Source organism: Streptomyces sp. 11-1-2, from assembly GCF_003595545.1.
In the GTDB taxonomy this organism is placed as follows: domain Bacteria; phylum Actinomycetota; class Actinomycetes; order Streptomycetales; family Streptomycetaceae; genus Streptomyces; species Streptomyces hygroscopicus_B.
On record NZ_CP022545.1, the window covers coordinates 11211908 to 11229724 of the forward strand.

A 17817-nucleotide genomic window follows, 5' to 3' on the forward strand; every position below is an offset into this window, starting at 1 on the left:
TTGCAGGTACATGCCCGTCCCGGCGACTGCGCAGCGGGGCGGGGACGGGCATGTCGTGGCGCGGGATGCGGTCAGCCAGGGGCGATACGGCTGAGGTGCTCCCAGGACCGGTACAGATCCGTTCGGGCCCGGCCCATCTCCATGACGTGGTCAAAGGACTGGCTGCCGACTATCAGCCGTCGGGGCGGGTCCGGCAGTGCGGCCAGCTCCATGATGACCGGGGCAGCGGTTTCCGGCTCCGGGCCGACGGCGTCGCCCCACATCGCCTCCATCTCGGTTCGCAGGGGCTGATACCGCGCCAGGGGTTCGGTGGTCGTGGTGCCGGCGGTGAACAGGCCGGTGTTGTAGCCGCCCATCTGCACGTTGGTGACCTTGACGCCGAACCCTTCGACCTCCATCGCCAGTGCCTCGCTGACCGAGTCCAGCGCGGCCTTGCCTGCGCCGTAGAAGCCGACGGTGGCCATGCCGCCGCCACTGCCCATCGAGGTGACCTGGAGGAGCCGTCCCCCGCCTTGGGCGCGCAAGTGGGGAAGGACCGCCTGAGCCACCCACACAGCGCCGAAGAAGTTCACATCCATACTCGCCCGGATCTGTTCCTCCGTGGCTTCCTCCACCATGCCGTAGAGCATTCCGCCTGCGTTGTTGACGACAACGTCCAGTCTGCCGAACGCGGCTGCCGCACGCTCCACCCCGTCGAACACGCCCTGACGGTCGGCGACATCCAGCGAAAGCGGGACCAGGTGGCCGGGGTACTTCTCGGTCAGTTCCTCCAGAGGCCCGACGTTGCGCGCGGCAGCCACTACTCGGTCGCCGCCCGCCAAGGCGGCCTCGGTGAAAGCTCTGCCCAGGCCGCGGGATGCACCGGTGATGAGCCAGACTCTTGCATTCGCCACGGCGTCTCACTCTCAGTAAAGGAAACGGTTCGTCTCGATTCGTTTTGAGTCTAGGGCATCACTCGAAGTCCATCAATACGGATCGTCTCGTTTCGTTTCAGGGGTAGGCTGGACGCATGCCTGATGAGAAGGGGCCGGACCACTCCCGGCGCAAGGAACGGTCGCGGCGGGCGATCCTCGAGGCTGCCCGCGCCCTGGTCGCAGAGGAGGCGTACGAGAAGGTCACTGTCGAAGCCATCGCTGCCCGTGCCGGCGTCGGCAAGCAGACGATCTATCGGCGGTGGCCGTCGAAGAGCGCGGTCGTCTTCGCCGCCGTTCTGGCTCTGAGTGAGGATGCGGACGGGCAGTCGGTCGCACTGCCGGACACGGGCGACCTCGAGGCAGACCTCAAGCTTGTCATGCGTGCCACGGCGGAGGAGTTCGCCGCCCCGTCCTTCGACAGGCTGATCCGGGCCCTCAATACCGAGATCGCCAATGATGCCGCGCTGGCGGCCGAGTACCGCGAGAAGCTGGCCCAGCCGCTGGAAGAAGCGAAGAAAGCACGCTTGCGAAGCGCCCAGGAAGTCGGCCAGCTCGACGCCGACGCCGACCTCGACCTGGTCCTCGAAGTGCTCTACGCCCCCCTCTTCCAGCGGTGGCTGCACCGGAGCGGTCCGCTGACCGCCGGATACGCCGACTCACTTGTCGACGCGACCCTCAGAGCTTTCGGCCCCTGAACAGCAGCGGATCCACACCCGCGGAGCTCGGCCCGGTCGGCTCCTGCCCCCTGAGCGCCCGTCTCCAAGCGTTCCAGCCCGGAGACGTACCGCTGATTTCCGTTCGGATACTCCCCGAGGGCCTATTCGGTTGCCGCGCCGGCCAGAAGCTCCGCCGTGCCTTTGGGCGCCTCCACCGGGAAGTGGTGGCTGCCCAGGTCGACGGGCACGATGTCGAAGCGGTCCCCATAGCGGTCGATCGCTTCCCGCGTCACCAGGTCACGTATCGCGAACACGGTGATCGGCTGCTTTGTCGCGCGCAGCGCCGCGTCCATGTCCCAGCGAATCAGACCCTCGATGGAACGCAGACCCGCGGGCTGCCGCACCGCGACCATCTTCTTGAAGTACGCAGCCTTGAAGGCTGTGTCGGTCCCTGCCGGCGAACCGGCCTCGACGAGACCGTGCACCCCTGCGGCGAAGTCCTCACGGAACATGCTCAGCATCGCATCGGTCTGCTCTTCGCTCAGCGCGGGGAACAGGGACAAGTAGTGCAGCGCGTCGAGTGCGACCACACGCGAGACCGTGCCGGGGAGCAGTCGGCCGACCTCGACGGCGACGGCCCCGCCGAGGGAGTGCCCGGCCACGACGCACGTGTCCACCGACTCGGCTTCCAGTACCGCCGCCACGTCGCGGGCGAACTCTTCCATGGTCCAGACGTCTCGCGTCGACCGCGACTCGCCATGCTCGGCGAGGTCGATCGCGAGAACGCGGTAGTCCTCGGGCAGATGGTCGGTCACCGCGTCGTAGTCGCCGCGGTTGCACGCCCAGCCGTGAATGAGAGCCATAGTCGGCCCGCCGGCCGGACCGCTGGCCGTGTACCGGACCGTCGTCTCGTCCGATCGCTGAACCTCGAGGTTCTTCCTGGTCCTGATGGCGTTCGTCACGGTGTCTCCTCGTGCTGTTCCGGATGGTAGACGGTGTATCGGTTCAGCGGCATGAAACGGCGGTCGCGGGATCCGCCGCGGCGGCGGGAGCCGCAGCCGCAGGGGCCATGGCGGCACGGCGCTCCGCCCGTATCCGGTTCAGGCGCAGGACGAGGGCGCTAGGGCCACGCTCGGGGCAGTTCGCGAGGTGGTGGCGGGACGCAGCCGTTCCCTCAGAGCTTTGCGGAATCAACCAGCCGTCGTACAAGGCGGCCACCGCCTCATGTGAGGATGTGGCAATGGCATCGCTGAGGAAGCGCGGGAGACGGAGGGGCGGGCTCGTGGCCGCGGCGAGTGCGGCGCTGGCGCTGACCGCCTGCGGCCCGGGCGGCTCCGACGACGGGGACCACGGGGACTACGGGGACCGCGAGGCGAAGTACAAGCGCGTCATCGAAGACGCTCACCCGCGCCCCGCCAATGTCATCGAAGCGGCCGGCGCACCCACCGGCGTCGTCCGCGCGGACGACGGCTCGCTGCTCCTGACGTACAACGCCGGCAACGTCGAGGACGACGAGGGGCCGGCCGCCACCGCCTGGCGCATCGTCGGCCCCGACGGCCGTACGGTCGCCGAGCACGCGGAACACGCGGACGCGGAGGCGGCGCCCGCCGCGTTCAAGGGGGTGCGCGGGGGCTTCGTGCGGGTGCCCCCGGGGGAGGGAACCGAGGGAGCGTACGCCCTCGATGTACGCGGCAAACCGCACAAGGTCATCAACACCGAGACCCCGTTGCGCACCCGCCCCGGCGACGTCCTGCTCGCCGAACTAGAGCCGACCCTCATCTACCGCCCCGCCACGCGCACCGTGGCGCCCCCGGCCGGAGTGCTGGACGACGCCATCCGCCTCGACATCGACGAGCGAGGCACGGCCTGGAGCCTGGCCCAGCCCCTGACCGAAGACCCCAACCGCGTCGTATGGCAGCACGACGGTCGCATCCTTGGCTCCACGGCCGTCCCGAAGCCGTTCACGGGGGGCATCCTCGTCGCGCGGGGCGGCACCGTGGCACTGTCCCTCACCCGGGGCGAGGGCGTACGCGGCCTGTTGGTGACGACGGACGGCGGCGAGCGCTGGCAGACGGTCCTCACCGGCGGCATCCCCTGGAGAGACCTGAAGCGTGGCCCGGAGTCGCTGGTCCTGGAGGTGCTTGCGGACGGGCGGCTGCTCGTCGGCGAGGAAGGCGGCCGCTACTGGCTCGCCGATGACCGCACCAACAGCGCCTTCCACGAACTGAAGACGCCGGCGAAATTCACGTCGATGACCGTCGACGGCACGACCCTCTACGGCATCGCGGACGCGACGACGGCGACGTACGACCTGGTGAAGGGCGAGGGGCTATGGATCTCTCGCGACGGTGGACGCGAGTGGCGGCGCTACGAGCAGCGCGGGTAGCGGCGTAACGAGCACGTGCACGCGTCCGCAAGCTCCCCAACCGCCACCCCGGCGCACGAGCCGCCGCCCCAGCCGGGATGACACCGACCTTGCCCGACGAACAGACCACCGGTGGCGCCACCTTGCCGGAGTGGCTGCTGTCGGCGAAGGAACTGCCCGGCCGATACGGTGTGCACACCGCGATCGGCCGGGCCGCCAACGGTCCGGATGCCGAGGCATCCGGACCGGAGAACACCGGCGTCGGCACGCCCAGGTGTCAACGGGACGCTGACATCCACAGCTCCTGCGCCGCCCACCCGGGCACGGTCGAGGCCGAGCCGGACACGGTGGTCCGGTGGCGGCTGTGACGGGGTGCGGTACGAGCGGGGCCGTGGTGAGTGAGCGGGTGCGCACCTTCGCTGGTTTCGGGCAGGCTCAGCAGGCCGCGTCGACGGAGCTCAGCTTGTTGTCGTGGGCAGGGTTGAGGTCGCCCTTGAACCCACCCGGCATGGTTCCCAGCCGCCCGGTGTAGGTGCCGTCGTAGAGGACGATGGGGGTCGGTGTCCTGTTCCAGGCCGACGTCGCCTTGCCGTCGAGGTAGTCGGGGAGATGATGTCGTCCGCAGCTGGGGACGGTCCAGAACAGCCCTTCGCCCTGGAAGTGCTGGAAGAAGCACGTGCCCGCCCCACAACGGTCGTACGCGTCCTGCGCGATGGCGTCGCTGCTGGTTCCAGTCACCCTGTACAGTCCTTCGACCCCGGCGACTTCGGTGAAGCGGGTCTCGGATGCGCTTGCGGCGCTCGGTCCGGCAAGTGCCGCTGCGAGCGCGGCGACACCGGCGGACAAAGCCAGCAATTTCCGCATGGATGTTCCCCCTTTTGGCTAGGAGTGTGGTGCTGATGTGGCGCGGCAATCCTCTGTGTTCAGTTGAACGAGGGGCGGAAGGCGCGGGGGCCGCGGTACGGTGCCGGCGTCCCCCTGCCTTCCCCCGGTTCCCTCACTCACATCGTGGCGCGTGCCGTCGGCCGCGAGTTGGCGATGCGTGCGGGGTTACTTGTCGCTCAGCGCGGCCCGCCGTGTATCCGGCAGACCGCGCAGCGCCACCTGCCGGAGCTCTCTGGGCGCCACGCCGTACGCGGCGCGGAACGCTCGGCTGAAGTCCGCTGGGCGCAGAAACCCCCACCGGGCGGCGATGGCGCTGATCGACCGCCGTCGCAGCCGGGGGTCGGTGAGGTCGGCGTGGCAGCGTTCCAGGCGACGCCGGCGTATCGAGGCCGCCACGGTCTCCCCTTGCTGCCGGAAGAGCGTGTGCAGGGAGCGCACGGAGAGGTGATGGTGTGCCGCGATGTCCGCCGGTCCCAGGTCCGGATCGCCGAGGTTGTGGTCGATGAAGGCGTTGACGCGGGCCAGCAGGGCCTGTTGGCGGGTCTCGGTGGGAAGGTCGTCATAGGCTCCGAGGTGCTGGGCCAGACAGGCGCCCGTCAGGTCGAGTGCCATCGCCCCTAATCGGCTCAGATCGCACGGGTGGCAGTCGCGGCCGTAGGCGTCCAGTGTGGTCATGAACCGGGCGAGAATCGCTCCCATACCGGTGCGGGCCGACAAGGGCTGGGCGAGGAGCCGGTGGACCTTGTCCGGTGGCAGCGGCAGCTCCTCGCGCGGCAGCTGCATGATGACCGACTGGACGTGACGGCCCTGGTCGGGCACCGCGCCCTCGAACGGGTGCGAGACATCCCAGAGCACCATGTCGCCGAGCACCAGCCCGGAGTCCTGGCGCCGCTGGCTGACCCACAGTGGGGTGCCGGAGACGAAGGTCAGCTGGTACGTGCCCGGGTCGGCCCGCCGGATGTCCGCCCAGGTGCGTCTCAGGTGCGCGGGCGGGCTATTGAACGCGACCACCCGTACGGAGCCGAGGTCCAGTACGGAGGCCCTCGCGGGAAAATCCACAGTGGCCTTCGTGCTGCTGAGCGTGAGAGGGGCCAACTCGTGGGAGAGCAGATCGGCCCAGAAGGGGAACCGGTCCTGCGCGGGCAGGTCCTTGTTCGATACGTTCAACCACATTCCGCACTCCCGGAATCACCGTACCGACAACCGCGTCGCCGCCACGGACCAGGCGGCCCCACGATGTACCCAAATGGTTTACCTACTGAGGCTGTTGTACCTTCTGAGGCTGTCGTCTCGCTCGGGTCGCGGTCAGTGGCGACCGGGAGGCTGTCCGGCCTGATGGCCAGAATTCCCATCAGCCCGTGGCCGCGCCGGCACGGCACCCCCGAGTGCGTCATGCTGCGCGAACGACTGCCTGCCCGGCTGGGTGTCGAGGTGCCCTCCGGGCAGCAGGGGGATCGTCCGGGGAGCCGGGCGATAGCCGCTTCGTCAGCGCTGATGCGCTGACGAAGGCGCAGGTCGCCGGGGTTCCGCACGATGAGACACCTAAAGGTGTCCATTGACAGCGGCTTCTGCGGTCGCGACCATAAGGGGTATGCACTCGACGCATCCGGGCGTGCTCTGCCGCTACGTGGACTACCTGCGCACCTCCAGCGCTCTTTGTCGCTGAACGGCGATTTTCGCCGTCCCTGGGAGCGCTCGGCACCATGTAGGTGACCGCTTCCCGCCACCGGCCCGGCCCGGCCCGGGATTCCCCCTCAACTCCCGTGAGCCCGGGCGTGATCAGCCGCCTCCGGATCGACGGACCTTGCTCCGGCCGTCCCCGGAGCCGTGCGCGGTGTTCGTAGGCGCGGTGTTCAGCGACGGGCCGCGGCCCCGCCGGTGACGGTCCGCGTCCGCCGCGCCGATCACCACGCTCCCGGGGACCGGACCACCGCGGGCGCCGCACCCCGTACGACCACGACCGCCGACGCGACAGCCACTCCGGAGACCCCGTGACCTCCACCACCGACCGGACCCACCGCTCCACCGCCCTGCCGCCCCTGGACTTCGACCGGCTTCCCGCGCTCACCGCGGCGCTGGCCGCCCGTGCTCCCGCACACGACCGCGATGCCTCCTTCCCCACCGAAGGGGTCGCCCTGGCCCACGAAGCCGGGCTGCTCACCGCCACCGTCGCCACGCGGCACGGCGGACCCGGGGCCGGGCTCGCCGACACCGTCCGCATCCTGCGCGCCCTCGGCGCCGGCGACCCGGCCGTGGCCCTGGTGGCGGCCATGACCCTGTTCGTCCACGCCGCCGAGGCCCGTACGCCCGCCTGGCCGGCCACCGTCTACGCCGACTTGCTCGCCGCGTCGGCCGCGGGCCCGGCCCTGGTCAACACCCTGCGCGTCGAGCCGGAACTCGGCAGCCCGATCCGCGGCGGGCTGCCCGCCACCACCGCGCGGCGCGACGGCGGCCACTGGCTGCTGACGGGCCGGAAGATCTACTCCACGGGTGCGATCGGGCTCAGCCGCATGCTGGTCTTCGCGCGCACCGAAGCCGGCGACGGGGAGCCCGTACGCGTCGGCACCTTCATCGTCCGCACGGGCAGCCCCGGGCTGACCGTGGAGCCGACCTGGGATCACGTCGGTCTGCGGGCGAGCCGCAGCGACGACGTCGTCCTGGATTCCGTGCCGGTCCCCGCCGATGACGTCATCGGCCTCACCGAGCCCGGCGACACGCCGGGCGCCCGCCCCGACCCGGTGACCGGGGCCTGGAACGCCCTCGGCCTGACCGCGCTGTACCTCGGCGTCGCGGGCGCCGCCCGCGACTGGCTGACCGGCTTCCTGCACGAGCGCGTGCCCACCGCCCTCGGTGCGCCGCTCGCGACCCTGCCCCGCTTCCAGAGCGCCGTCGGCGAGATCGAGACGGCCCTCATCGGCGCCGACACGCTCGTGGACGCGCTCGCCGCCCGTGTCGACGCGGGCGACCCGGAGGCCGCCGAACGGGCGGGCGTCGCCAAGGTCCTCGGCACCCGCGCCGCCATCACCGCCGTCGACCAGGCCCTCACGCTCACCGGAAATCACGGCCTCACGCACGCCAACCCGCTCCAGCGGCATTACCGGGACGTGCTGTGCAGCCGTGTGCACACCCCGCAGGACGACTCCGTCCTCACCGCCACCGGCCGCGCGGCACTGGCCCGACAGTTCACCGCCACCGTGTCCAACCCACCTGCCCCGAAAGGCAATTGACCCATGACCCCACCCTCCCCATCGCCCGCATCGTCGGTCGAGTTCATCGGCATGACCGAGGCCGAGGAGGCTCGATGACCACCGCACCCACCGTGCCCGCCACCACAGTGCACAGCTGGCAGCCACCCACCGGAATCCTGCCGCGGGGCACCCTCCTCGTCCTGCCCGGCCGCGGTGAACACGGCGGCACGTACGAGCGCTTCGGCCGCAGGCTCGCGGCGGACGGGTATGTCGTGCACGCCCTCGATACAGTGCCGGAGCACACGGTGCGGGAGGTGCTGACCAAGGTGGCGGCGGCCGCGGGTGAACGCCCGGCCGCGCCGATCGTCCTCATCGGCAGCGACACCGGCGCCCTCCAGGCCCTCCACGCGGCCGCCGACACCGATGCGCCGCTCGCGCCGGCGGGCCTGATCCTCGCCGGAACCGCGCCGACGACGGATGGATCCGCACCGGCCACCGGCGCCACCGGCGATGACCAAATCACCGATTGGGAAGCCGAGTTGGCGGCGCGCACCGCTTGCCCGACCCACCGCGAGAAGATCACCGACGACCGGGAGTTCGTCCGAGGGCGCCTCTTCGGCCCCGTACCGGCGCATCTGCTGCCCGACGCCCGGCCCGACCTCCCCGTCCTGGTCCTGCACGGCGAGGCGGACCCGATCTCTCCGCTGGAGCAGGCCCGCGGCCTGGCCGAACGACTGCCACACGCGACCCTCGGCGTACTGCACGAGGGCGTACACGACGTGCTGAACGACGCCACTCACCGCACCACGGCGGCCACCATCGTGCTGTGGCTGGAACGCCTGCGCGCCGACCGCGAGATGAGCCCGCTCCTCACCCTCGAAACCGGCGCCCACCCCGCACATTCCTGACCGTCCGGCACCGCCCCCTGAGAAGGGAATCACATGACCGTGTCCACCGGCCGCCCCGCCACCGAACCGGCGACCGCCCCCACAGGAGCCGACAACGGCGACATACTGCGCCGCACCCTGCGCAGGCACGCGGCCGGCGTCACGGTCATCACCGTGCCGGGGCCCGCCGGGTTCACCGCGACCTCGTTCACCTCGGTCTCACTCGACCCGCCCCTGGTCTCGTTCTACCTCGGCGCCGCCGCCTCGACCGCCGGCGCCGTCCGGCGCGCGGACCGCTTCGCCGTCCATGTGCTGGGCGCCCACAACGCCGCGCTCGCGGGGCAGTTCGCCCGCAGTGGCACCGACCGCTTCGCGGGTGTCTCCTGGCAGGACGCGGGCGACGGACTCCCCGTGCTGGAGGGAGTACCGGCCTGGCTCACCGCCCGAGTGACCCGGTGTGAGCAGGTCGGCGACCATCTTCTCGTGATCGGCGAGGTGCAGTCCGGAGGCGGTCCCGCCGAGGGGCCCGCCCTCGTCCACCACGACGGCGCGTTCGCCACCGCCGTCAGCCTCACGTCGTCGACCGCCATGTGACAGGGAGCCGCACCATGCCGCTGACCTCGAAGCCCCTACGGAAGCTGGGTTTCCTGACCATAGGGCTGTTCGACGAGGCCGACCCTCACCGGGGCCATGAGTCGACACTGCAGATCATCGAGATGGGCGAACGGCTGGGCTTCGACAGCGCCTGGGTGCGCCACCGGCATCTGCAATACGGCATCTCCTCCCCGATGGCCGTGCTGGCGGCGGCTTCGCAGCGCACCAGCCGCATCGAGCTGGGCACCGCGGTCATACCCGTGGGCTGGGAGAACCCGCTGCGGCTGGCCGAGGACCTGGCGACAGTCGACATCCTGTCCCGGGGCCGCCTCAACCCGGGGGTCAGTGTCGGTCCGCCGAACCACTACGACCAGGTCAAGGGCGCGCTCTACCCCGACACCGCCGACCTCGAGGACTTCGGCCACGAGCGGGTGCGACGGCTGCTGGACTTCGTACGCGGCGAACCGGTCACCGACTTCAGCGGTGTCGAGGGCTTCGAGGTGTTCTCCGACCGCGTGCAGCCGCACTCCCCGGGGCTCGGTCGCCGCATGTGGTACGGCGGTGGCAGCCTGCGGTCGGCCCAGTGGGCCGGTGAACACGGAATGAACCTGCTCACCAGCAGTGTCGTGAAGGCGGAGGAGTCCGAGGACTTCGCCGAGATCCAGCTCTCGCACATACGGACCTTCCGCGCCCACCACCCCGACGGCGACCGTGCCCGTGTCTCCCAAGGGCTTGTCGTCATCCCCACCGACACCGCCTCGCCGGACCAGCGCGCGAAGTATGAGCAGTACGCCCTGCGACGCCTGCCGCGCACCGCCACGCCCCAGGGACCGGCGCGCATGATGTTCGCGCCCGATCTCGTCGGCACCTCCGAGGAGATCGCCGAACGGCTCGCCTCCCACGCCGCTTTCCGGGAGGTCGACGAGGTGGCGTTCGCCCTGCCCTTCACCTTCGACCACGAGGACTACGTCCAGATCCTCACGGACATCGCCACCCGGCTCGGCCCGGCACTGGGCTGGCAGGCGGCCCCGTAGCGCGCACCACCTCCACGTCGCCCGACGCGGGCGCGTCACAGTGGGCGCAGCACCCATGACCAGTGGTATGTGCCGGGGCCCAGCCGGTAGCGCGGGAGGGTGTCCGGGCCGCAGGAGGCGGTGCCCAGGCCGCGGTGGGCGGCGTCGAGCTGGACCACGCACCGCGGCCTGGGGATCAGCTCGTCGTGGTGGGAGGCGGCCGCGAGGTCGGCCGCGCGGTACCGGGTGACCGAGACCTGGCGGGGCGCGTCCAGCCGTACGCCGAGACCGGTGCCGGTGTCCGACAGCAGCGCGAAGCGGCGTACGCCGGACCGGCCGCCGCTCTCCTGGGGGCGCAGATAAGGGGTGAACAGGCTGTCCACGCGGGCCCGGTGGTGGCCCACCGGGCCGCCCGTCCGCCGGTCCGGGTAGGTCTCCCAGGGGCCCTGGCCGTACCACTGAAGGTGGTTCAGCCCGGCCACCGTCTCGAAGACCGTGCCCACGCGCGCGACGTCGGTCAGCCCCTCGGGGAGGACGGCGGTCTCCTCGATCAGCAGGCCGTCGTCATTGAGGAGGCCGAAGACCTGCTGGTGCTCGACGGGCCCGGCGCCGGTCGGGTAGACGGAGCGCACGCGGACGCGGCCGTCCGTCCGGTCGACGGAGACGGGTTCGCGGACGAGCCGGTCGAGGCCCAGCGCGCGCCAGTGGTCCGCGGCGCCGCCCAGCAGATCGTTGTCGGTGGGCGCCCGCCACAGGCTCAAGGCGGGCGGGCAGGTCAGCAGCGGATGGCGCAACAGCCCTTCCGCGTCGACGTCGGGGGAGTGGGCGGACACCGCCACGGACATCGCCACGGACACCGCCGCCAGTGGCGCCGGGGCGGGTCGTTCGCGCACCTGGATCTGGGGTGCGCACACCTCGGTGCCGCGCGGCGCCCAGGGCTCGTCGTGGCGGGTGGTCATTCGCAGCGTCAGCCATGCCTCGCCGCCGCCGGCGGCGCCCGGGGCGGGCAGTTCGGCCAGCAGCCCGTGCGGCAGGGGCAGGTCCGCCGAGGCCCCGGGCGGGAGGTCGGACAGTGCGGCCGGGGCGGTGCGGGTGCCGCCGTCCTCGACGGACAGCCGCCACTCGGCCGTCAGCCAGGACACATCGCGGAAGTGCTGGGCGTTGGTGACGCGCGGCGGGCGGCCAGGATCGCTCCGCGTCAGCCGCAGCGGGGCGGCGATCTCGCGATGCTCGTACATGGCGGGTTTCGGGGTGCGGTCGGGGAAGACCAGACCGTCCGCGCAGAACACGCCGTCGTTCGGCAGATCGCCGAAGTCCCCGCCGTACGCCCAGCGGTAGCCGTCGGCCGCCACCCCGTGGGCGTAGGCGCCGGACGCGGCAGGGCCGGCGGGGCGGCCCGTGGCCCGGCGCTGGAGGATGCCGTGGTCCCAGAACTCCCAGATGAAGCCGCCCTGGAGACCCGGGGTGGTCTCGATGGCCGCCCAGTGGTCGGCGAGGGTGCCGTTGCTGTTGCCCATGGCGTGCGAGTACTCGCACAGGATGAGCGGCTTGGTCTGCTCCCCGGACGCGGCGTGCGCGGTGATCTCGTCCAGTGACGCGTACATCGGGCAGAGGATGTCGGAGGCGATGTCCGCCCCGGACCAGTCGGTCTTGGCCGCCCCCTCGTACTGCAGCGGGCGGGTCGGGTCGTAGCGGCGCAGCCAGCCCGCCGCCGCGTCGTGGTTCGCGCCGTAGTCGCTCTCGTTGCCCAGCGACCACACGATGACGCACGCGTGGTTCTTGTCCCGCAGGACCATGCGCGAGACCCGGTCCACGAACGCGCCCAGATAGCGGGGGTCGTCGGCGATCTCGTGAGCGTGGTCGTGGCTTTCGATGTCGGCCTCGTCGACAAGGTAGAGGCCCAGCTCGTCAGCGAGGTCCAGCAGCGCGGGGTCGTTCGGGTAGTGCGCGGTGCGGACGGCGTTGAAGCCGAAGCGCTTGATGGTCTCCAGGTCGGCGCGCATGTCACCCGGGGTGACGGTGCGGCCGGTGAGCGGGTGGAAGTCGTGCCGGTTGACGCCACGGATGAAGACGCGCTCGCCGTTGACCAGCAGGTCGTTGCCCACGATCTCGACGGTGCGGAAGCCCACGCGGTGGCGGGAGATGTCGGCGATGGATCCGTCGGGGCGGTGCAGCCGGATGTCGAGCCCGTACAGCTCGGGCGTCTCGGCGGACCAGCGGCGTACGTCGGGCACGGTCGCGAGGAGGCGCGCCTCGCCGAGGAAGTCCGAGACCCGGTCCTCCCGGACGCACCAGGCGGCGTACTCCTCGTCGGGGGTGAGTTCGCCGACCCCGTCGAGGTGTCCGGATACGCGCCAGCCCGCGGGCAGTGGCCCGTCCGCGTGGCGCACCTGGACCTCCACGCGCAGTCGTCCGTCGGCGGGGGCGCTGATCTTCACGTCGGCCAGATGCAGCGGATCGGTGGCGTAGAGGAGGACGGGGCGGGTGATGCCGCCGTGCCACCAGTGGTCCTGGTCCTCGATATGCGAGGCGTCGGACCACTTGACCACGGTCAGCCGTACGGTGTTGGCCGCCCCGGTCCGTACCGCGTCGGTGATGTCGAACTCGGACGCGAGATGCGAGTCCTTGCCGATGCCCACGGCCCGGCCGTTCACCTCGGCGATCAGCACGCTGGTCGCGGCGCCGACGTGCAGGATGACGCGGCGCCCGGCCCAGTCGGCCGGGATGTCGACGTCGCGCTCGTGTACGCCGGTGGGGTTGGCGGCGGGGGAGTGCGGCGGGATGTCGGGCCAGGGCATCCGCCAGTTGGTGTACTGCGGCAGGTCGCCGGTGTCCTGAGTGGTCCAGGCGCCGGGCACCTTCAGATGCCGCCAGTCCTCGGACGGGGGCACCTCCGGCGCGGGCAGCAGCTGGAAGCGCCAGTGGTCGTCGTCCAGCGAGATGGCGCCCGCCGCGCGGTCCACGGCGTGCATCGGCAGCCGTCGCCAGGAGGTGAGTTCGGGCGACTCCCAGGGACGCAGGGCCATCGGGCGCGGATAAGAAGGAGGCGGGTCCAACGGAGGCGGGTCTATCGGAGGCGTGTTCAGCGGACGCGGATCCATCAGCGGATGGCCCCCTTGGCGAGGTCCGCCATGATCTGGCGGGCGCCGATGAAGAACACGACGAGCAGCGGGATCAGGGCGAGCAGCGCGCCGGCCATCACCATGCCGTAGTCGGTGGTGCCGTTCACGCTGTTGAGCTGCGAGAGGGCGACCTGGAGCGTCACATGGTCCGGGTTGATCAGGGCGATCAGCGGCCAGGCGTAGTCGTTCCACTGGGCCATGAAGGTGAAGATGCCGAGGAAGGCGAGGCCGGGCCGGACCACGGGGAGCGCCACGTGCCAGTACTGGCGGAGGAAACCGCAGCCGTCCAGCCGGGAGGAGTCCATGAGTTCGTCGTGGATGGAGCCCTTCATGTACTGGCGCATCCAGAAGATCCCGAAGGCGTTGGCGGCCGCCGGGATGACGAGGGAGGTGAGGGAGCCGATCCAGCCGAGCTTCGCCATGATCACGAACTGCGGGATGGCCTGGAGCTGGGCGGGCACCATGAAGATGCCCATCATGATGACGAACAGCGCCCGGCGGCCCGGGAAGTGGAACTTCGCGAAGACGAAGGCCGCGAGCGAGTCGAAGAACAGCACGAGGAAGGTCACCGAGACGGCGACGACCAGGGTGTTGAACATCGACCCGAAGAAGTCGATCTTCTGGAAGAGATGGTGGACGTTCTCGTCGAAGTGCGAGCCCGGCAGCAGCTTCGGCGGGTACTGGAAGATCTCCGTCGACGAATGGGTCGACATCACGATGGTCCAGTAGAACGGGAAGAGCGAGACGAGCACACCGGCGATCAGTGAGATGTGCAGGGTCAGCCCTCTGGCGCGGGTACCCTTCATGCCTTTCACGATGGTCTCCCTCTACTTTTCCCCGCGCTGTACCAGGCGCCAGTTGACGATCGAGAAGATGGCGACGACCAGGAAGATGCCCCAGGCGATGGCCGCGCCGTAGCCGAAGTCGTTGTTGTCGAAGCTCTGCTGGAAGAAATAGAGGACCATCGTCTGGCCGGAGTTGCCGGGGCCGCCCGCGAAGGTGGAGGTGTTGTTGGTGTTGGCCAGCAGCACCTGCGGCTCGGTGAAGCTCTGCAGTCCGGTGACGGTCGAGACGACCAGCGCGAAGAGGATGATCGGCCGCATCATCGGCACGGTGATCCGGAAGAAGGTCTGCACGGGCCCGGCGCCGTCGACGCGGGCGGCCTCGTAGAGTTCGCTCGGAATGGTCTGGAGCCCGGCGAGGAAGATCAGCGCGTTGTAGCCGGTCCACTGCCAGGTCATCAGCACGGCAATGGAGATCTTGATGCCCCAGTCCGTGTTCAGCCAGGCCACTTGATCGAGCCCGAGTCCCTGCAACACCGCGTTCGCGAGGCCGAAGTTGGTGGAGAAGATCGAGGTGAAGATGATCGCCACGGCGACGACCGAGGTGACGTTCGGAAGGAAGTACGCGAAGCGGTAGAAGTTCTTGAACCGCACCGCGGAGTTGAGCATCACCGCGGTCACCAGCGCGATGAACAGCATCGGCAAGGTGGCGATCGCCCAGATGATCAGGGTGTTGGTGAGGGAGTTCCAGAACTGTGAATCGCTGAGGAGATAGCGGTACTGCGACAGGCCCGCGTACTCCATCGAGCCGAGGCCGTCCCACCGGTGGAAGGACAGATAGAGCGAGAAGCCCACCGGGATCAGGCCGAAGCACAGGAAGAGCAGATAGAAGGGCGAGATCGCCAGATACAGCCGCCAGTACCCGAGCACGGAGCGGGGCTTCGGGCGGCGCGCGGCGGCGGATCTGACACCGTCGTCGGCCGGCGCGCCGAGCGTGGGGGCGGCACCTACTCCGGTCATGTCAGCACTCCCAGGTGGTCCGCTATGCGCCGGCACTTGGCCATGGCGTCCTTCCACGCCCGGCGGGGATCCTTGCCCAGGGCGTTCACATTGCGCAGTTCGTCGGAGACCGCTTGGTCCAGGGGGTAGTCGTACGGGCTGTGGTAGGCGATCGGGATCTTCTCGGCCGTGGGGCCGAAGACATCGATGGTGGCCTGGCCGCCGAAGAACGGGTCCGGCGCGCGCATCGCCTTGTGCTGGTACGAGGCGGGGGTGGACGGGAAGAGCGTGGCGTCGGTGAAACCGCGGGTCTGGTTGTCCGCGTTCAGCAGCCAGGTGACGATCTCGAAGGCCAGCTCGGGCTTCCGGCAGGACTTGGTGATCGCCAGGAAGGAGCCGCCGTTGTTGGCCGGGCCGCCGGGCAGGGCGGCGACCCGCCACTTCCCCTTGGCCTTGGGCACGCTCAGCTTGAGGTCGCCGGCCACCCAGGAGGCGCCGATCTGGCTGGGCAGCAGGCCGTTCTCGATGGCCGCGTTGGCGTCCGGGGTGCCGGACTGGTACCGGGAGCACAGGCCGCGCTCGTACGCGTCGATCGCCATGTTCCAGGCGCGGCGCACATGCTCGTGGTCGCCGATGAAGCGCCGTTCCTCATCGACGTACCGCAGGGTGCCCTGCGCGATCATGTACTGGTAGATGGTGAGCGCGTCGATGACCATATGCGCGCCGCGGACCTTCTTCTTCAGCCGCTCACCGGCCGCCAGGTACTTCTCCCAGGTGTCCATCTCCTTGCCGACGTCCGCCGGATCGGTCGGCAGCCCCGCCCGGTCGAACACCTCGGGCATGAAGTAGTGGGCGACCGGGCCGGTGTCGATGGGAAAGCCGATCACGCTGCCGTCGGGAGCGATGCCCTCGGCCCACTTCCAGGGCAGGTACTGGTCCTTCAGCTTCTCCGCGCCGAGCGTGCGCAGGTCGATGAACTGCTCCGCGTTGGGAAGGTACGAGGCCATGTCCTCGCCCTTGAGACCGGTGATGTCGGGTATGTAGGCGCGCCCGGTCATCGTGGTCAGCAGTTTGGATTTGAAGTAGCCGCCGATCTGGGCGGGTTTGAGCGAGACGTCGGTGAAGCGCTTTTTGGCGTCCGCCACGACCTTGTCGCTCAGCCCGCCGGTCCAGTACCAGAGGGTCATGTTCCGGCCGGTCGATCCGTTCGGTACCGAGCAGCCTGCCGTGGTGCCGCCGAGCGCCGCGGTCGCCGTGGTGGCGAGGCCCGCGTACAGCAGTGCTCTTCGCGAGAGGTGCACCGCTCCCACCGCCTTTCGGGTAGTACGCACTGCGATTACAGGGTGTGGGGGGTGACGGGTGTGGTGTGCGGGGCGGGGCCGGGGTCCTCGGGGATGCGGTCCGCCAGAAATCCGTAGGTCCGCCGCAGCGCGGGGTCGCGGCTGCCGGTGGTTCGCCACCACTGGTCGACGCCGTGCCAGCCCGGTGCGGCGAGCGCGCCGCCGTGCCGCGTGACGGAAAGGCCCGCGGCCAGTCCCGCGAAGCGCAGCCGGTCGGCGAGCGGCCAGCCGGCGAGGGTCGCGGCGGTGAAGCTCGCGCCGAAGACGTCCCCGGCTCCTGTCGCGTCCACGACATCGATGTCGAGCGCGGCGACCTCGGCGGCCTCGCCCGTCGTCTGGTCCACGGCGAGGGCGCCGTGCGGGCCGCGCGTGACGACGGCGACCGGCACGATATCGGCGAGCTTGCCGAGCGCGGCACGCGCGCTGTCGGTGCGTGTGTAGCCCATCGCCTCGCCCTCGTTGGGCAGGAAGGCGTGGCAGCGGGAGAGCTGGTCGAGCAGCTCGCCGGACCAGGCCCCCGTGGGGTCCCAGCCGACATCCGCGAAGATCTTGGTGCCCGCGGCGGCGGCCTTCGCGATCCACGTCTGGGGCTCGGCGCCGAGGTGTGCGATGGCCGCCCGTGCCCCCGGGGCGCTCGCCATCAACTCGTCCTGCGGATACGGGGGTTCCTGGCCGTGCGTGATCAGTGCGCGGTCGTCTCCCTGGGCGAGCGAGACGGTCACGGGCGTGTTCCAGCCGGGTGCCGTGCGCGAGAGCGCGAGGTCGACGCCCTCCTGCCGGGCGAGGATGTCGCGGCAGTACGCCCCGTAGAAGTCGTCCCCGAAGACGGTGGCCAGCGAGGTGGCGAGGCCGAAGCGGGCGGCGGCCACCGCGAGGTTGGCGATGCCGCCGGGGCCGCAGCCCATGCCCCGGGTCCAGATCTCCTCACCCGGTGCCGGCGGCCGGCCGAGACCGGTCATCACGAGGTCGTAGAAGAGCAGACCGGTCACCAGGACATCGGGTCCCGCAGCGTCGGGAGCCCGTTCCCCGGGCGGGGGAGGTTCGGCCACGAGCTCCTCCTTTCGTCAAAAGT

17 protein-coding genes are annotated in these 17817 nt (G+C 70.4%); 8 read left to right on the forward strand and 9 right to left on the reverse strand.

What is annotated here, in order from left to right:
- Positions 1–71 precede the first annotated feature (71 nt).
- The gene (locus CGL27_RS47490; RefSeq protein ID WP_119993926.1) at positions 72–893 is read right to left on the reverse strand and encodes an SDR family NAD(P)-dependent oxidoreductase; all 822 of its coding nucleotides are present in this window, start codon (positions 891–893) and stop codon (positions 72–74) included.
- A 116-nt stretch (positions 894–1009) separates the two neighbouring features.
- Here CGL27_RS47490 and CGL27_RS47495 point away from each other — a divergent pair, with 116 nt between their 5' ends.
- On the forward strand, positions 1010–1609 hold the full coding sequence (locus CGL27_RS47495; protein WP_119993931.1) for a TetR/AcrR family transcriptional regulator: 600 nt from the start codon (positions 1010–1012) through the stop codon (positions 1607–1609).
- 122 nt (positions 1610–1731) lie between these two features.
- Here the strand turns inward: CGL27_RS47495 and CGL27_RS47500 are convergent, their stop codons facing one another.
- On the reverse strand, positions 1732–2532 hold the full coding sequence (locus tag CGL27_RS47500; protein ID WP_119993933.1) for an alpha/beta hydrolase: 801 nt from the start codon (positions 2530–2532) through the stop codon (positions 1732–1734).
- 320 nt (positions 2533–2852) lie between these two features.
- Here CGL27_RS47500 and CGL27_RS47510 point away from each other — a divergent pair, with 320 nt between their 5' ends.
- Positions 2853–3956, forward strand: coding sequence for a hypothetical protein (locus tag CGL27_RS47510; RefSeq protein ID WP_240450889.1), 1104 nt, complete (start codon positions 2853–2855; stop codon positions 3954–3956).
- 89 nt (positions 3957–4045) lie between these two features.
- A complete protein-coding gene (locus CGL27_RS47515; protein ID WP_162953230.1) occupies positions 4046–4303 on the forward strand; it encodes a hypothetical protein in 258 nt (85 codons plus the stop codon).
- Between the two features lie 67 nt (positions 4304–4370).
- On the opposite strand, the gene CGL27_RS47520 is transcribed toward CGL27_RS47515, so the two are convergent.
- The gene (locus tag CGL27_RS47520; RefSeq protein WP_162953231.1) at positions 4371–4673 is read right to left on the reverse strand and encodes a peptidase inhibitor family I36 protein; all 303 of its coding nucleotides are present in this window, start codon (positions 4671–4673) and stop codon (positions 4371–4373) included.
- Positions 4674–4985: 312 nt separating this feature from the next.
- A complete protein-coding gene (locus CGL27_RS47525; RefSeq protein ID WP_119993942.1) occupies positions 4986–5993 on the reverse strand; it encodes a helix-turn-helix domain-containing protein in 1008 nt (335 codons plus the stop codon).
- Between the two features lie 162 nt (positions 5994–6155).
- Here CGL27_RS47525 and CGL27_RS50550 point away from each other — a divergent pair, with 162 nt between their 5' ends.
- The 5 genes from CGL27_RS50550 to CGL27_RS47545 all read left to right on the forward strand — a co-directional run bounded on the left by CGL27_RS50550 (position 6156) and on the right by CGL27_RS47545 (position 10523).
- Complete coding sequence (locus CGL27_RS50550; RefSeq protein ID WP_162953232.1) at positions 6156–6323, forward strand: hypothetical protein; 168 nt, start codon at positions 6156–6158, stop codon at positions 6321–6323.
- A gap of 488 nt (positions 6324–6811) precedes the next feature.
- The gene (locus CGL27_RS47530; RefSeq protein WP_119993944.1) at positions 6812–8047 is read left to right on the forward strand and encodes an acyl-CoA dehydrogenase family protein; all 1236 of its coding nucleotides are present in this window, start codon (positions 6812–6814) and stop codon (positions 8045–8047) included.
- A 74-nt stretch (positions 8048–8121) separates the two neighbouring features.
- A complete protein-coding gene (locus CGL27_RS47535; protein ID WP_119993946.1) occupies positions 8122–8916 on the forward strand; it encodes an alpha/beta hydrolase in 795 nt (264 codons plus the stop codon).
- A 33-nt stretch (positions 8917–8949) separates the two neighbouring features.
- Entirely contained in the window at positions 8950–9489 is a 540-nt protein-coding gene (locus CGL27_RS47540) for a flavin reductase family protein (protein WP_119993947.1), read from the forward strand.
- Positions 9490–9503: 14 nt separating this feature from the next.
- Positions 9504–10523 carry an LLM class flavin-dependent oxidoreductase gene (locus tag CGL27_RS47545; protein WP_078646373.1) on the forward strand — a complete coding sequence of 340 codons (1020 nt, stop codon included), beginning with the start codon at positions 9504–9506 and terminating at the stop codon, positions 10521–10523.
- A 35-nt stretch (positions 10524–10558) separates the two neighbouring features.
- Here CGL27_RS47545 and CGL27_RS47550 read toward each other — a convergent pair whose 3' ends face one another.
- The 5 genes from CGL27_RS47550 to CGL27_RS47570 all read right to left on the reverse strand — a co-directional run bounded on the left by CGL27_RS47550 (position 10559) and on the right by CGL27_RS47570 (position 17794).
- Positions 10559–13528 carry a glycoside hydrolase family 2 TIM barrel-domain containing protein gene (locus tag CGL27_RS47550; protein WP_119993948.1) on the reverse strand — a complete coding sequence of 990 codons (2970 nt, stop codon included), beginning with the start codon at positions 13526–13528 and terminating at the stop codon, positions 10559–10561.
- A 74-nt stretch (positions 13529–13602) separates the two neighbouring features.
- Entirely contained in the window at positions 13603–14439 is an 837-nt protein-coding gene (locus CGL27_RS47555; RefSeq protein ID WP_107439211.1) for a carbohydrate ABC transporter permease, read from the reverse strand.
- Positions 14440–14451: 12 nt separating this feature from the next.
- Positions 14452–15426, reverse strand: coding sequence for a sugar ABC transporter permease (locus CGL27_RS47560; RefSeq protein ID WP_119993949.1), 975 nt, complete (start codon positions 15424–15426; stop codon positions 14452–14454).
- Positions 15423–16706 carry an extracellular solute-binding protein gene (locus CGL27_RS47565; protein ID WP_119994894.1) on the reverse strand — a complete coding sequence of 428 codons (1284 nt, stop codon included), beginning with the start codon at positions 16704–16706 and terminating at the stop codon, positions 15423–15425. The genes CGL27_RS47560 and CGL27_RS47565 overlap by 4 nt, the downstream gene beginning before the upstream one ends.
- Before the next feature lie 35 nt (positions 16707–16741).
- Entirely contained in the window at positions 16742–17794 is a 1053-nt protein-coding gene (locus CGL27_RS47570; RefSeq protein WP_078646377.1) for a carbohydrate kinase family protein, read from the reverse strand.
- Positions 17795–17817 lie beyond the last annotated feature (23 nt).

Coding starts and splice junctions, on each gene's coding strand:
- CGL27_RS47495 (WP_119993931.1), top strand. CDS start 1,010: ATGCCTGATGAGAAGGGGCCGGACCACTCCCGGCGCAAGGAACGGTCG.
- CGL27_RS47525 (WP_119993942.1), bottom strand. CDS start 5,993: ATGTGGTTGAACGTATCGAACAAGGACCTGCCCGCGCAGGACCGGTTC.
- CGL27_RS50550 (WP_162953232.1), top strand. CDS start 6,156: ATGGCCAGAATTCCCATCAGCCCGTGGCCGCGCCGGCACGGCACCCCC.
- CGL27_RS47535 (WP_119993946.1), top strand. CDS start 8,122: ATGACCACCGCACCCACCGTGCCCGCCACCACAGTGCACAGCTGGCAG.
- CGL27_RS47540 (WP_119993947.1), top strand. CDS start 8,950: ATGACCGTGTCCACCGGCCGCCCCGCCACCGAACCGGCGACCGCCCCC.
- CGL27_RS47545 (WP_078646373.1), top strand. CDS start 9,504: ATGCCGCTGACCTCGAAGCCCCTACGGAAGCTGGGTTTCCTGACCATA.
- CGL27_RS47550 (WP_119993948.1), bottom strand. CDS start 13,528: ATGGCCCTGCGTCCCTGGGAGTCGCCCGAACTCACCTCCTGGCGACGG.
- CGL27_RS47560 (WP_119993949.1), bottom strand. CDS start 15,426: ATGACCGGAGTAGGTGCCGCCCCCACGCTCGGCGCGCCGGCCGACGAC.